General features: G+C 46.8%; 13 protein-coding genes. 5 read left to right on the top strand and 8 right to left on the bottom strand.

Annotated elements, in window-relative coordinates:
- The first annotated feature begins 649 nt into the window (after nucleotides 1-649).
- Nucleotides 650-1,033 carry a hypothetical protein gene (locus L5L97_RS15715; protein ID WP_263182764.1) on the top strand — a complete coding sequence of 128 codons (384 nt, stop codon included), beginning with the start codon at nucleotides 650-652 and terminating at the stop codon, nucleotides 1,031-1,033.
- A gap of 46 nt (nucleotides 1,034-1,079) precedes the next feature.
- On the opposite strand, the gene L5L97_RS15720 is transcribed toward L5L97_RS15715, so the two are convergent.
- The 7 genes from L5L97_RS15720 to L5L97_RS15750 all read right to left on the bottom strand — a co-directional run bounded on the left by L5L97_RS15720 (nucleotide 1,080) and on the right by L5L97_RS15750 (nucleotide 6,753).
- Entirely contained in the window at nucleotides 1,080-1,424 is a 345-nt protein-coding gene (locus L5L97_RS15720) for a DUF2956 domain-containing protein (protein WP_173246420.1), read from the bottom strand.
- Between the two features lie 114 nt (nucleotides 1,425-1,538).
- Nucleotides 1,539-2,378, bottom strand: a complete 840-nt coding sequence (locus tag L5L97_RS15725) for a heme ABC transporter ATP-binding protein (protein WP_263182766.1) — start codon at nucleotides 2,376-2,378, stop codon at nucleotides 1,539-1,541.
- A 10-nt stretch (nucleotides 2,379-2,388) separates the two neighbouring features.
- Nucleotides 2,389-3,405 carry a FecCD family ABC transporter permease gene (locus L5L97_RS15730; protein WP_263182767.1) on the bottom strand — a complete coding sequence of 339 codons (1,017 nt, stop codon included), beginning with the start codon at nucleotides 3,403-3,405 and terminating at the stop codon, nucleotides 2,389-2,391.
- Between the two features lie 65 nt (nucleotides 3,406-3,470).
- Nucleotides 3,471-4,442, bottom strand: coding sequence for a hemin ABC transporter substrate-binding protein (locus tag L5L97_RS15735; protein ID WP_263182768.1), 972 nt, complete (start codon nucleotides 4,440-4,442; stop codon nucleotides 3,471-3,473).
- 97 nt (nucleotides 4,443-4,539) lie between these two features.
- Nucleotides 4,540-4,977, bottom strand: coding sequence for an ExbD/TolR family protein (locus L5L97_RS15740; RefSeq protein ID WP_168824988.1), 438 nt, complete (start codon nucleotides 4,975-4,977; stop codon nucleotides 4,540-4,542).
- On the bottom strand, nucleotides 4,974-5,729 hold the full coding sequence (locus L5L97_RS15745) for a MotA/TolQ/ExbB proton channel family protein (RefSeq protein ID WP_113939886.1): 756 nt from the start codon (nucleotides 5,727-5,729) through the stop codon (nucleotides 4,974-4,976). Before L5L97_RS15745 ends, L5L97_RS15740 begins: the two co-directional genes overlap by 4 nt.
- A gap of 136 nt (nucleotides 5,730-5,865) precedes the next feature.
- Nucleotides 5,866-6,753: an energy transducer TonB gene (locus L5L97_RS15750; protein WP_263182769.1), complete on the bottom strand. Its 888-nt coding sequence runs from the start codon at nucleotides 6,751-6,753 to the stop codon at nucleotides 5,866-5,868.
- Between the two features lie 336 nt (nucleotides 6,754-7,089).
- Between L5L97_RS15750 and L5L97_RS15755 the strand changes: the two genes are divergently transcribed.
- The 4 genes from L5L97_RS15755 to L5L97_RS15770 all read left to right on the top strand — a co-directional run bounded on the left by L5L97_RS15755 (nucleotide 7,090) and on the right by L5L97_RS15770 (nucleotide 12,514).
- Nucleotides 7,090-9,180, top strand: coding sequence for a TonB-dependent hemoglobin/transferrin/lactoferrin family receptor (locus L5L97_RS15755; protein ID WP_263182770.1), 2,091 nt, complete (start codon nucleotides 7,090-7,092; stop codon nucleotides 9,178-9,180).
- 35 nt (nucleotides 9,181-9,215) lie between these two features.
- The gene (gene hutX, locus L5L97_RS15760; RefSeq protein WP_263164217.1) at nucleotides 9,216-9,797 is read left to right on the top strand and encodes a heme utilization cystosolic carrier protein HutX; all 582 of its coding nucleotides are present in this window, start codon (nucleotides 9,216-9,218) and stop codon (nucleotides 9,795-9,797) included.
- Nucleotides 9,798-9,833: 36 nt separating this feature from the next.
- Nucleotides 9,834-10,391, top strand: a complete 558-nt coding sequence (gene hutZ / locus L5L97_RS15765) for a heme utilization protein HutZ (RefSeq protein WP_263164215.1) — start codon at nucleotides 9,834-9,836, stop codon at nucleotides 10,389-10,391.
- A 218-nt stretch (nucleotides 10,392-10,609) separates the two neighbouring features.
- Nucleotides 10,610-12,514, top strand: a complete 1,905-nt coding sequence (locus tag L5L97_RS15770; RefSeq protein ID WP_263182771.1) for an ABC transporter transmembrane domain-containing protein — start codon at nucleotides 10,610-10,612, stop codon at nucleotides 12,512-12,514.
- A 124-nt stretch (nucleotides 12,515-12,638) separates the two neighbouring features.
- Here L5L97_RS15770 and L5L97_RS15775 read toward each other — a convergent pair whose 3' ends face one another.
- Entirely contained in the window at nucleotides 12,639-14,240 is a 1,602-nt protein-coding gene (locus tag L5L97_RS15775) for an AMP-binding protein (protein WP_263148345.1), read from the bottom strand.
- Nucleotides 14,241-14,377: the final 137 nt, after the last annotated feature.

Below are 14,377 nucleotides of genomic sequence, written 5' to 3' on the forward strand. Positions count from 1 at the left end.
CACTATAAATGTGTAATTTAATTACATTAAAAAGCCTTAATCAAAAAAAACACAAATAAAGGTTGTAATAAAACTACAAATCCATATAATTGCTTTCGTGGATTAGGCACTATGCCTTTCCTCTCTAGTCTATCCAGGATGGATATTTTTCTCCAAGGACCTGAGTGACAAGTCGTCTCAACGGATATGAGAATCTCTAGTTCCAAGGAACCGAGCCAAGCTTCACTAGAGTACTTAATCACAACTAATTTAGGAGTATTGACTATGTCTTATACAGGCAACAACCATATTTATTGGCAAAACACTTGGTTTAACACTGATGTTTTGCGTGGCGGTTTATTCGCCATGAGCTTTAAGGCCTAACCCTCCTTAAAGTTTAAGTTTCCATCATCCATCAACCTTTGTATCGCCTTTTTTGGCGTGTTTAGACTCAAGTAGCATATTGATGTTTTTGCATGAATATGCCAGGTTTTTCCCGCTAGCGCGGTAATGTACTTCCCCGAAAGGGACGCTTGAAATATGTCTTTGCCTGCTCATTGAGCAGGCTTTTTTTTGTCTTTTTTTCGCTTAAGCGTTTAACGGTTTTGCCTGATGTAATGAGCGTAAACGGTTCGTGTTAGAAGTGATGTGGTATGGACAATAAATGGATATGGGGTTCAATATACAAGCTATCGGCCTATCGCTTGTGATACTTGTTACTCAGGGACTGTTTATGGACACTAAGTTGTTTTTTCAAAATGGTAAGTTAACACTGGATATCAACCCCAGTGAGATGCGAATGTCGCATTGGGTTTATGCGCCAGTGTTAATCAATACTGAAACGGCGGAAGTGCTTTTTGATTTATCAGGGAAGGGCTGGGATTTTCGGTCTGCAGAAGAAAGTGGTGATGACATCATTTTAAAGCTTGCCCGTTATCCTGATGCGAACAATGTATTTAGGCTCATTCTGAATATATCAAAAGACCGAGCAAGCCTTAACGGTAATATTTTTTCAATTAATGATGTGTGTAAGGTATTAGAGGATATTGCCTAACAAGTGATATATGGATTTTTTAATTTTTATATATAAATCATAGCCTTTAATCTGCAAAGATATATGCGGCAAACCCTACCCAACTTAATAGTAAAAGCGTTATGGCAATCCAAGTCGCGGTGGTGAACTGACGTTGAGATTCGAATAATGCGTCTGAATCCTCTAGTTCATCAGTGTCATTAACTGTGCGAGATTTTGCTCTCAACTGTTGTTTACGTGCTTTATCCCGTTCGCGAGCTTTGGCTTTTTGCAGCTTTTTATATTCAGCTATGCCTTTTTCTATCCCTTGGGCAATGAGTTTAGTTTGCTCTTTGGTTTGGCCCGGCTTTTGGGTGGCTTTGGCTGCGACCAGTGCTTCTTGTTGAGTTTCTGTCGAGATAGTGGGTTTCATCTGGGCTCTGCCTAAATTAATGCGGCTGTGGCTAAAAGGTGATAGCTAAAGTGTAAACGCAGCGATTATACCCACATTAGACCTCAAAAATGTAAGATGAATATCTTCTTTCCATTAAAAAATCAGTGGATGTCCACCCTGTGGGGCGGGGATATATACTGGCTCGTAGTCCCATACTTCCCTAATGGTATCAACCGACAGAGCATCGGATGGCGTGCCTTCACTGACGATTCGCCCTTGTTTTAACACAATTAATTGATCGCTATAGCGCGCGGCTTGGTTTAAGTCATGCAGTACCACTATTACAGTGTAGCCTTGTTGGTGAGCTAAGTTTTGGGCTAACTCAAGTACTCTGTGCTGCTGGGCAAGATCCAACGCCGATGTTGGTTCATCCAGTAATAGTACGGGCGGAAACGGCGATTGCCTGAGTTGAGTCAAGACTCTGGCGAGTTGGACTCGCTGTTTCTCGCCGCCTGAGAGGGTTGGATAGCTGCGCTTAGCCAGATGGGTTAAGCCCACTTGCGCCAGTTGCTCGGCAACTAACGTATCACCTTCTATCTTACTGATGGTTAAGGGATATAAACCCATTGCTACGACTTCTGACACAGTGAAGGGAAAGGTGAGGCTGGCGTGTTGCGGCAGTACAGCTAAGGATTTTGCCAACTCGCTCCTAGGCCAATCCGCCAGCTGGCTATGGCCTAACCGTATACTTTGCCTTGGTGTGCTAATTTCTTGGCAAAGGGCTTTAAGCAGGGTGGATTTACCCGCACCATTTGGGCCGAGTAGGGCGGTTACTGCACCCGATTGAAACTGTACATTAATATCACTGAGCACGGTTTTTGGGCCGATGCTGACATCGAGCTGACAAATGCTGAGCTCGGTGCGATCAAATTGCGCCTTGGCTGAATAAGTTGCCGATTGTGATGGTTGATTTACAAAGGATGTTGCAGCCATAAAAACTCGCTTAGATTAGCTTACTGCGTTGTTGCAGTAGTAAAAAGATGAAGAAAGGCGCACCGATGAGCGCGGTGACGAGTCCAACGGGTAACTCGGCAGGCGGTAAAAAAGCGCGCGCGCCGATATCGGCCAATGCCAATAGGGCTGCACCTAAAAGTGCGCTGATGGGCAGCAGTTGGCGATGATCTGGCCCTAACATCATGCGCACTAAATGCGGCACGACGAGGCCGATAAAGCCGATAATTCCTGTTGCAGCTACACTTACGCCAACCCCTAAGGCGCAAAGCAAAATAAGCCTAAGTTTGAGCCTATCGACATCTATCCCTAAGTGGCGTGCTTCGGATTCGCCAAGCAGCAAGGCATTGAGTGCCGCCGCATCTTGGTGAAATCGCCAACTCAGTAGTGCTAAGGTCACAAGACACAGACTGACATATAGCCACTGCGCACCTGCAATCGATCCCATTTGCCATAGGGTTAAGTCACGTAGCGCCATGTCGTTGGCAAGATATGTGAGAACACCTATTCCTGCGCCTGCCAGCGCAGCTATGGCAACACCCGACAAAAGTAATAATACGACCGATGTACCTGTTGGGCTGCTGGCGAGTCGGTAGACGATAAGGGTGGTCACTAATCCCGATGCAAACGCACTGATGGGGATCATCAACGGATTTGTGTTGGGTAGCAGCACGATACAGATGGCTGCGCCAAGTGCTGCGCCGGATGACACTCCGATAATACCGGGATCCGCTAAGGGATTGCGAAAAAGCCCCTGCATTACCGCGCCGCACTGTGCGAGCGTAGCGCCTACTGCTAACGCCAGTAATGTCCGTGGTAAGCGCACATTGTTGATTACCAGTTGCTCGTGGGGCGCAATATTGCCGATATTTTGCTGGGTAGCCCAATTGAACACTGCATTTAGGGCGTCGATAAAGCTGATGCTAACGGGGCCAGTGCTGACCGAGAGTAAGCCGCTTAGGGCTAACAGTGTGACTAGACTCGGCCAGAGCCAGCGGTTGAGGAACATCTCAAATATCCTTTCTATTTTTATCTGGGGTTAATTAGTGCTAACTGCACTCATCGCTGCGTTTGTTAATGGTTTTGCTTGAGCAATGTGCTAGCGAGCGTATCCGCGGCGCTTATGGCACTGATGCCTAAACCACCGAGAAGGGCTTGCGGTGCTAGTGTTTGAATATGGCCGTTTTCACCTGCTGGGGTATGGGCGAGTAGTGGCATCTCTTTCAACAGTTCTTGGGCAATTTGTGCATTAGTTTGATCTGTGGGTTTATCGCTACGCTTTGACAGCAAAATAATGTCGGGCTGCAAGGACAGAATCCCTTCTTGAGACATGCTTTTGTAGCCATCAAACTCGGCGATATTTTGTGCCCCAGACAGCTCGATAATAGTATCAGCGGCTGTGCCTTTACCGCCAACCCGTGCACCGCGGCCTTCTTGTAACAGCATGAAGAGAATTTTTGGCTGAGAGCCCGCATCGCGCACTTGTTGTTTTTTACCCGCTAAGCTTTGCAGTTGTTGATGTAAATCTTGTTTTAATTTAACCGCATGTTCTTGGCGATTGAGTAAGTGACCTAAGGTATCCACATTGTTCATCAGTTGTGGTTCATCATTTGTTGCGGGTAATTGCACGACTTGGATATTCGCCTGTTTTAATACCTTTAGTGTGGTTTCAGGTCCCATCACATCTGAACCGACAACCAGCGTAGGGGAGAGGGCAATAATGCCTTCGGCGGAGAGCATTCTGTGATAACCAAGCTTAGCCACATGGCTCAAACTTTCAGGCACATAGCTGGTGGAGTCGATGGCAACTAGCTCATTGCCTGCGTCGAGGGCGAGCACGAGCTCTGTGACTCCTGTACCCGCACTCACGAGTCTTATCTCTGGCTCGGCACTCAGTTCAGCGCTAAAAACGCTTGAGGATAGTAAGGTCGTAAGTGCTGACGTGAAAAAAATAAATTTTTTCAATGCGTTATATGTGCGTCTATGTTGATAACGTTGAGCAATGGAACCTTTTTTTACTGGTATTTTAGTTGCTTGAAACAACATGGTTAAACTCCTAATACAACTTGTTCGCGACAGGCTTAGATGCCGTTTTTTGATATCAGACTTTTGCTTTCTCATTTAAATGGCGGGTTCGGATACGCTAATGCTCCATCAAAATTTGTGTCTGACTGATGGACTGCGTCTGCAACAGTGCAAGCAGTTGCATCAAAGGTTCCACTGGCGCGGCTTTGTCGGCGGCAATGACAACCGTCGCCTTCGGCATAGTCTGAAAATGTGCAGTAAATTCAGTGGTAAAAGTGGCTAAGTCATCAAACTCTTTGCCATCAATAGCCCAATAAGGCGCTGTTGCCATGATATTGATGGCAATTGTTTGTTTGTTGTCGATTGCCGTGATAGCTGAGCTTGGGCTTTGTGGCACATCTACCGGCAAACTCAATAATTGGCTATTTGCCGTCAGTAGTAAAAACACCAGCACGATAAAAATAATGTCGATTAACGCGGTTAAATCTAGGCTCGGAAGTTGCTCAGGCGAAGCAATGCCAGCCTGCGATAAGAATGATTTATCTGCACTTATCATGTCTGTGGCTCAATTTGAGAATGGGGCTTGGATGCCAATTTTTGCTCGACGCTGGTTTTACTGACTCGGGTGAATGCTTGGTAATGATTGGCATCAATTGAAATATCTTCGATACCCGCTAACCAGAGATTGAGTTGATTGAGCACATGCCCAGCGCGCAGGCATTGGCCTTGAGCCCAGATCCCAAAAAGATGGGCGGCGGTAATGGCGGGCACGGCGATCATGAGTCCGGCAGCTGTGGTGTTCATCGCAAGGCCCAGTCCAGCACTGAGTTGTGCTGGAGTGACGGGGCCTTGTGATTGCCCGAGTTGGGCAAACATTTCGATGAGTCCCAATACTGTGCCGAGCAAACCGAGTAGTGGACTAATGATGCCAATCACTTGTAAAACCTTGAGTCCGGCTTGCAAGTCGCGTTGTTGCTTATTGAGCCACAGACTGAGTAATTCTTCCCTTAGCACTTTTGGCTGGTGGACTTGTTTGAGTAACAAGGTCGCGCCACGGGCGAGTAAATCTTGCTGTGCGCTGGTTTGCGCTAGCAGCGCGCTGACGTTTTCAGTGGTCGCCGCTGAGCTTGATTGACGCAATGCTTTTACCCAGGCCTGTTTTTGGGGCCAGATTGACAGCAGAGTTTGATGCAAAAACAAGGCGCTACGTTCAAGGCAGATCATCAAAGCTAAAAAAGCACATAACAACAAGGGCCAAGTGAGCACGCCGAGTTGAGTCTGTAGGGTTGAAAAATCAGTTACGGGCATTAAGCCTCTCCAATCGATTGAAAAATAAGTTTTATATGTAAGTTAGTAAAACAAAAATCACGCTAGTTGTGCGGTGGCTAACACTCCACGAGCTAATTCTCCACGAGCTAACTTTTCAGTGGCAACATTGGGCCTGTTAGTTGAGCGCGAAGCGAATAGGCACTCTGACTTTATAATGACTCGCTAGCCTTTGCGCTGGCGCCGCAAATTGCCAGTTTTCAACTGCATCTAACGCGGCTTGATCTAACAGACTGAACCCTGAGCTTTTTACTAACGTCAGTGCAAGTTGCTCACCAAGTTCGTTAAACATCACTTCTATGGTTGCAGTGCCTTCTAGCCCTTTTTTACGCGCTATCTTTGGATAAGTCGGTTGCGGTGGTGCTGCAGCGAACAGCGGTTTTGCTAATTCCACTATGTTAGTTTGTGCACTGTCAGTTGTTACACTGGCTACATTTGGGGTCGCTTTTGCATCAACTTCGGCTGCGTTAGCGATTAAATCCATTTGTGCAGTTTTGGGTTCTGTTTGTTGTTCAACTTGTTCGAGTCGCTTATGTGCTAAAGCACTTGGGTTTAAAGCACTTGAATTTAAAGCACTTGGTTCTAAAGCGTTTGTAGCTAAAGGGTCCGTATTCGGATGATTGTTAGCAGTGGGTTTTGTTGCTGAAGATTTTTTTGCGAGTTGGCTGTCAATTCGTTGATCAGCTTTAGTTTTCGGGATAACCGCCTTATCGACAGATTCTGCTGTTGATACTTTTTGCACAGCACTGTTTTTTTGCACTGTACTGCTCATAGTGGCTACTTTGGTGTCTGTTTGCTTGATGGGCTCTGCACTCGTGTTGCTTGTAGCGCTAGTTGCGGTAGAAAAATTAAGGGTGACAGTATTCGCGCTGGGAGTGAGTGATGTTTGATTTACGCTCGATGTTTGGGAGCTTGGCTGCATAGTCATAGCGGGTTGGGAGGCGATAACACCCGTCTGGATGGCAACCGTTAACGTGCCAAAGGCAAGATATCGTTTTGGTGTCACAGCAACCTCTTTTTTCCAATGAAAGCCATTTTCCTAATTAAGATATCTCAATATAAACAAGATCACAAATGATAATGATTTGCATTTGATCTATTTTATTATCTCAGGTAGAGTGCCTGCAATAGCTCGAATGAGCGCTTAAAAAAGCAGCTAAACCGACAATTTATCCTACTTTATGGGTACTGATTGCCTTGGGCTCGATCTGGAAGAGGCTCAATCTCGAAAGGGCCAAATCTAGAACAGACTCAATCTCGAAAGGATTGGCGTCTGGAAAGAGAGTCTAGGCTCAGTAATAAATTGTACGGAAACAGCTGAATATCACTTGAGGATGAAGAGATGAAAAAAAAGCCGTTAGTGATCGCCATGGCGATAGCACTGAGTGGTACGGCCCTAAGTTTTACGTTAGCGGCAGAGGAAAGTGTTAAGCCCGTTGTTCAACAGGATGCGAATAAAAAACTGGTCACGACTGAATTTGATGAAGTATTGGTGAGTGCAACACGCATCAGTGAAAAAGCCTCCGAAACCAGCCGTAGCGTGGCAGTGGTGGATGAAGAGCAACTTACGGTCGCCCAAGCATCATCAGTTGCCAATGCCCTTAAAAATGAGGCGAATATTACGTTGACCAATGGCCCAAGAGCTTCATCTCAAGGGGTTGAAATCCGTGGTTTAAGTGGCGATCGTGTGTTGCAAACAATTGACGGCGCAAGACAAAATACCAGCTCTGGTCACAGAGGTACCTACTTTATGGACCCAGAGTTGCTCAAATCCATCGAAGTGCTGCGCGGCCCTGCCAGTAGCTTGTGGGGCAGTGGTGCCCTCGGTGGCGTCGTAGCGCAGAATACTAAGTCGGCACAAGATTTTTTAGCACCAGACGAGACCTTTGGTGGCTATTTCAAACAAGGTTATGAGACCAATGGCTCCCGCACTAAAACCAGTGGCGCTATTTATGGTCAACAAGACAGCATCGATTGGTTACTCAATGGTTCCTATTACGATTCAAACAATATAAAAACCGGTAATGACGAAACTCTAAACAACAGTGCATCCCAAGGCAGCAGTGGTTTAGCTAAATTCGGTTGGCAAGCCGACGAGGCATCACGGTTAGAGTTATCTGCAAGAGCTAGCAAAAACAATGAATTAGTACCGAGCAATCCTTCTGCTGCTGTGAGTAGTTCAGTGCCTTTGGTGCGCCGCAAGACTGACGATCAAAACCTCACCCTAAACTACAGTCTCAATCCTGCTAATAACCCGTATCTGGATACTAAGATGCAAGTGTATTGGAACAGTACCGACTACGATGAAGACCGTATTACGAAAGGTCAGCAAGACAGTACTGAGTTCCGCACTGTGGGGATTAACCTTAATAACAGTTCGCGTTTAGGCAATACTCTGTTGACCTACGGGGTCGATGGTTTTCGCGATACCATAGAAACGACGCGTGATGATTCGGGCCAAGTGGGCCAGCGTCCAGAGAATATCGATGGCGAAACCACAGTATGGGGCGCTTTTACGCGTGCGGATATCGAGCTGACTAAGACGTTAAATCTTGATGCGGGTCTGCGTTATGACAGCTTTAAAAATGACAGCCATAATCTCAACTTATCCTCAGATGACAATGAGTTATCACCATCGCTTGGCTTGGTGTGGCAGACTCAGCCTTGGTTGACCTTAAGTGCCCGTTACGATCAAGCCTTCCGCGCACCTACGGTAGAGGAAATGTTCTCCAGCGGCACCCACTATTGCATCCCGCCAATCCCCGGATTTTTACCCCAAGGTTTATGTAACACCTTCGCGGTGAATTCGGATCTAAAAGCAGAGACTGCGCGCAATAAAGAAATTAAAGCGGACTTACGTTTCAGTGAGTTAGCGGGTGATGATGAACTGGCGCTAACGTTTAACGTTTTCCGTAACGATGTGGACGATTTTATCGTGCAGCAAGTATCTAATCCTTGGCGTGGCATTCCTGGATTCGAGCAAACGACCTCATGGAATAACGTTGAAGATGCACGTTTAACAGGTTTTGAAATTAGCGGTCGTTACCGTATTGGCCAAACTCGCTTAGCGATGAATTACGGCCAAACCCATGGCGAAGATCGTCAAACGGGCGATGATATAGAAGGTATACCCGCCAATAAGTTCAATGTCGATTTATCCCAAGGCATTATGGAAGGTGACATGAAACTCGGCACTCGCGTCACTTATGTGGCGACTCAGTCGAATACGCCTGACGGCTTTAAAGTGGCGAAATACGACGATTACACCCTATGGGATGTGTATGTTGCGTGGGAGCCGACTATGGGCGCGATGGCGGGTGTGAGAGTGGATTTCGCAATCGAAAATATCGGTGATGAGAAGTATCAACAAGCGTGGCAAACCTTGTATCAACCGGGTCGTAATATGAAGTTATCGGCGCGATATATGTTCTAAGCCACTCAATAGTCACTACCGCTGGAGACAGTAAAATGAAGATGACACTCGATACCGAGCTCGATGTCGCGCCAGATTTAAGCTCTGAGCAACGTCAGCTAAGTGAGCTACAGGCGCAATTGCGACAACGATTTGAACAACAAGCTGATTTAATGCCAGCACAGCTCGCCAGTGAATTAGGCATTGCCGAGCTTGAAGTGGTTGCAGCGCTGCCGCCCGAACAAGTGGTGTTTGTTCCGTTAACTCAGCTCGATACCTTACTGCAAGCCTTACCCAAATGGGGAAAGTTAACCACTATTGTGATGTTATCTGGCAGCGTATTTGAATTTAAAGGGGATTTCCCCGAGGGAAAATACGCCCACGGTTATTACAACCTCTACAGCAAGGGGGACGGTTTGCATGGTCATCTCAAATTAGATGACATGAGTGGTATCGCCTTGATCAGCAGACCTTTTAGAGGCAGCGAGAGCCATTCGATTAACTTTTTCGGCAGTGAAGGTGAGGTAGTGTTCAAAGTGTATTTAGGCCGTGATAAACAAAGAGCACTGTTTCCTGAGCAAGTTCGCCAATTTAAAGCGCTCGCGACTGCCTTTGCCTCGGTGCAATCACACCTCTGAATTGAGCATTAACAAAAGTATTAAGGAAAACAGTAAATGAAACCTGAAATTACCGAACAAGAACAACGTTTAAGAGACAAACTCTTACCCGAAATCGAAGCCTTTAAACAGCAGCGCGAGACCTTGCAACTGGCCACCATTGGCACAGATGGCCAGCCGAATGCGAGCTATGCGCCCTTTGCTCTGGCTGATGATGGTTTTTATATTTTGGTGAGTGACTTAGCCCGTCACGGTCATAATTTAAAGCACTCATCTAAGATCTCTGTGATGTTAGTTGAAGACGAAACTGCGGCCAAATCGGTTTTTGCCCGCAAGCGTTTAACCTTCGATGCGATTGCCGAGGCAGTGCCCCGCGATACGCCCGCCTTCAGCAAAGGTGTTGGTGTGTTATCGGCACGTTTTGGCGAAATGTCCGATAACCTTGCGGCGTTAACCGATTTTAACTTATATAAGCTCGCGCCCCATCAGGGTCTTTACGTCAAAGGTTTTGGCCAAGCATTTAGCCTGAGCGGCGCAGAGTTGTTAGATGTGGATTGGAAGCGCGATGGCCACCACGGCACGCCAAAAACGCCGGAAAACAAGCAAGTCGCTTAAGCCGCGTCAAGCTATTGTAATAAAACAAACCCGCACTCGCTGCGGGTTTGTTTTATGCTTTTCTTTTGAGTAAAACCACACAGCCCTTGAATTCCACTGCAAGAGGTAGCATCTCACTTATATGCTTTAAGTAATGCTGCGCGGTTAACGGCTGCAGATGATCCCATTCATGCTGATGTTATATTTGAATTGCCTTACCTACCTCAAGGATGCCACCCGTGACCGAGCCGACAGCCGAACTAGCCAAATCATCTGAACCCATTAAAGCGGGGGCTGAGCCATTGCCCGAAAAGTTAATTCCAGTCATGCCTACAACAAGCGCTGATGCATCAAAGGCTAAATGGACCTCGGCGCAGCAAAGATCGGTATTGCCTTGGATTATGGGTTTTCTTAAACCCTACAAACTGAAAGTTGTCGCGGCGATTATCTGCTTGATTATAGGGTCGCTCGCTTGGTTATCATTGGGCCAAGGTGTGCGCTTGATGGTCGATGAAGGCTTTGTAAGGGACAATGCGCAGCGGCTGAATGAAATCATACTGTTAGTGCTCGGAATTACCGCCGTCAGTGGCACAGCGGTGTTTTGCCGCTTCTATTTGATGACTTGGCTTGGTGAGCGGGTCAGCGCCGATATTCGTCTCACTGTTTACAATCAACTGCTTAAACTTTCTCCCGCCTTTTACGCTAAGGTGCGCACCGGTGAAGTGATCTCCCGTTTTACCGCCGATTCTACTTTGCTACAAACTGTGGTGGGTTCGAGTCTTTCCATGGCGCTGCGCTCTAGCGTAACTGTGCTTGGTGGTTTAGTCATGATGGGTATCACTAGCGTTAAGATGACATTGCTGGTGTTGTTGGCGGTGCCCTTAGTGTTAGGGCCGGTGATCTTTTTTGGTCGCAAAGTACGTGTGTTAGCACGGGAAAGCCAAGATAGGGTTGCGGATCTCGGCGCTTATGTTGATGAAACACTTCATGAAATTCATACGGTACAAGCCTATGGGCATGAAGATCAAGACCGTAGCTTGTTCAATCGCCGCGTCGAAGATGTGATGTCTGCGGCAAGTGGCCGTATCCGTTATCGTGCCTTGCTGATCTCGACTGTGATGTTTTTAAGTATCGCCGCCATCGCTATGGTGACTTGGGTCGGTGCCCACGATGTGATGGCGGCTAAGATGACCGGCGGTGAGTTATCTGCCTTTATGTTTTATGCTGTTATGGTCGCGGGCGCAGTAGCGACCATTAGCGAAGTGATAGGCGAAATTCAGCGGGCTTCTGGCGCCGCCGAACGTTTAATCGAACTGGCTGAAACACAAGTGGATATTCCCGTTGCAACTCATCCTGTGAGTTTGCCCGCCAAGGTCAGTGGCGAGTTAATGATTGAAGGGCTCAATTTTGCCTATCCAGAGCATGATGCCTTAGTGCTAAAACAGCTCAATATGAGCATTGCTGCGGGTGAGCGGGTCGCCTTAGTGGGGCCAAGTGGCGCAGGTAAAAGTACCTTGTTCCAGTTGTTGCAACGCTTTTATGTGCCTAGCGCTGGCAGTATTCGACTGGAAGGTATTGATATTGCCAATCTTCTGCCACAGGAGTTGCGGTCGCAGTTTGCTCTAGTGCCGCAGGACTCGGTGATTTTTGCGACTAGCGTACTTGAAAACGTGCGTTATGGTCGAGTCGATGCCACCGAACAAGAAGTGATAGATGCCTGTATTGCAGCACGTGCCCACGAGTTTATTAGCGAGTTTACTGAAGGTTATCAAACCTATTTAGGCGAGCGTGGCGTGCGGCTTTCTGGTGGACAAAAACAACGTATTGCCATTGCGCGGGCGATTTTAGCCGACAGACCGATATTGCTACTCGATGAAGCGACCAGTGCCTTAGATGCGGTGAGCGAGCAGAAAGTGAAGCAAGCGCTGGATGTATTGATGGCGGGTAAAACGACTTTGATTATTGCTCACCGTCTATCGACAGTAATCAATGCCGATAGGATTTTTGTGTTTGATAAGGGTGAGATTGTTGCCTGCGGTCGCCACCAAGAGTTGATGCAATCCAATGCGTTATATCGTGAATTTGCCAGTCTGCAATTGTTAACCGAAGAGGCCAATGCCAGCGCCTTGAATGAGACCATTTAGGTAAAATAAAACCCAGTTGCTAGCTTAAACACTTAAGCTCGGTCACTGGGTCTTTTATTGTGCTTTTGTTGCTAAGCTCTGTTACTCAGCTTTGTCTTTAAGTACGGCACTTTAAGTGCGGTCTCTAAGCTTTATCTTTTAGCTCGCGGCGCAGAATTTTGCCTACGGTACTTTTAGGTAATTGCGCCATAAATTCAATGACTTTTGGCAATTTATAGGCGGTTAACTGCTCGCGGCAATAGGTTAGAATGGCCTCTTTAGCCTGTTGATGATCTTGGCTATCATCCTTAAGCACGATAAAGGCTTTAACCGCTTCGCCTGAGTGTTCATCTTTTACTCCCACCACGGCGCATTCGATCACATTAGGGTGGCTCGCTAGGACGTTTTCCACTTCGTTGGGATAGACATTAAAACCTGAGACTATGATCATATCTTTTTTACGATCAACTATTTGGTGGAAACCTTCCGCTGTTGCTATGGCAATATCCCCAGTTTTGAAGAAGCCATCTTGAGTCATAGCATTGGCGGTTTCCTGCGGATTATTCCAATATCCCCGCATGACTTGTGGGCCGCGTGCGGCTAATTCTCCGGCCGTACCTAAGGGCACTTCAATGTCGTTTTCATCTAAGAGTTTAACCTCAGTGCCAATCACAGGTTTACCAATAGTGCCTAGTTTTTGATAACCGGGTGCATTGAGTGAAATCACCGGCGAAGTTTCAGATAGCCCATAACCTTCACTGATCATGTTGCCTGTCGTCTGTTGCCAAATGTTGGCCGCCGCGGCCGTTAGTGCTGTGCCGCCCGAGATAGTGATTTTTAAATGGCTAAAGTCGAGTGCTTTAAACTCGGGTTGATGGCATAGGGCGACAAACAGAGTATTGAGTCCCGCAAATCCAGTGAAGGGATATTTGGCGAGTGTCTTAATTAAGCCGCTAATATCCCGTGGATTTGGAATTAATACCGAGCAGCCGCCACACTCGAAATACAGCACTAAGTTCACCATAAACGCATAAATATGGTAAATCGGTAGCGGTGCAACGAAGATATCTTCCCCTTCGGTGATCACGCTCGCGATGCGGGATTTTACCTGCGCCGCATTAGCGAGCATATTGCCGTGGGTCAACATGGCACCTTTAGATAATCCAGTGGTGCCGCCCGTATATTGCAACGCCGAGAGGTCGTCGAGATTTGAGATAAATCGGCTAAAGGGGAGTTCTGCGCCTTGTTTTAAAATTTGGCAAAACTCCACATTCTTCAGGCCTGTCTTAGGCTGTACGTGCGGATCGATCAAATCTAAAGGGTGGGTTGAAATGACGTATTCTATTTTGGTGCTGTCGATGACTTTGGCTAAGGTCGGTAATAGATCGGATAACACCACGATCGCTTTGGCACCAGAATCATTGAACTGATGGATGAGCTCACGTTCGGTATATAGGGGATTAGTGTTAACTAAGATAAGCCCAGCCCTGATTGCGCCGTAGGCAGCGATGACAAATTGAGTGATATTAGGCAACTGAATGGCGATGCGATCGCCCGGTTTGAGTGTGGTCTTATTTTGTAAATAGGCGGCAAAGTAACGAGAATCGCGTTCTATCTCGTTAAAACTGCTGGTTTTACCGAGACAGGCATAGGCGGGTTTATCACCGTAACGCAGGCTGGTTTTCTCGATCAGATCGACCAGTGATGAGTAGTTTAGTTTGAGTTGAGAGTCTTGATCGTATGCCATGCTGAACTACCTCAAAGATGATGTTTATTAGTTGTTATTATTTTGGAGTTAAACAGGTGTTTAGATTAGAGGGTGTTAGCACTAGAGGTCAATGCTTATCGCGAAAAACATCTTTATACCAATAACGGTATCTTTAT

Source organism: Shewanella sp. SM71 (assembly GCF_025653905.1).
In the GTDB taxonomy this organism is placed as follows: Bacteria; Pseudomonadota; Gammaproteobacteria; order Enterobacterales; family Shewanellaceae; genus Shewanella; species Shewanella oncorhynchi.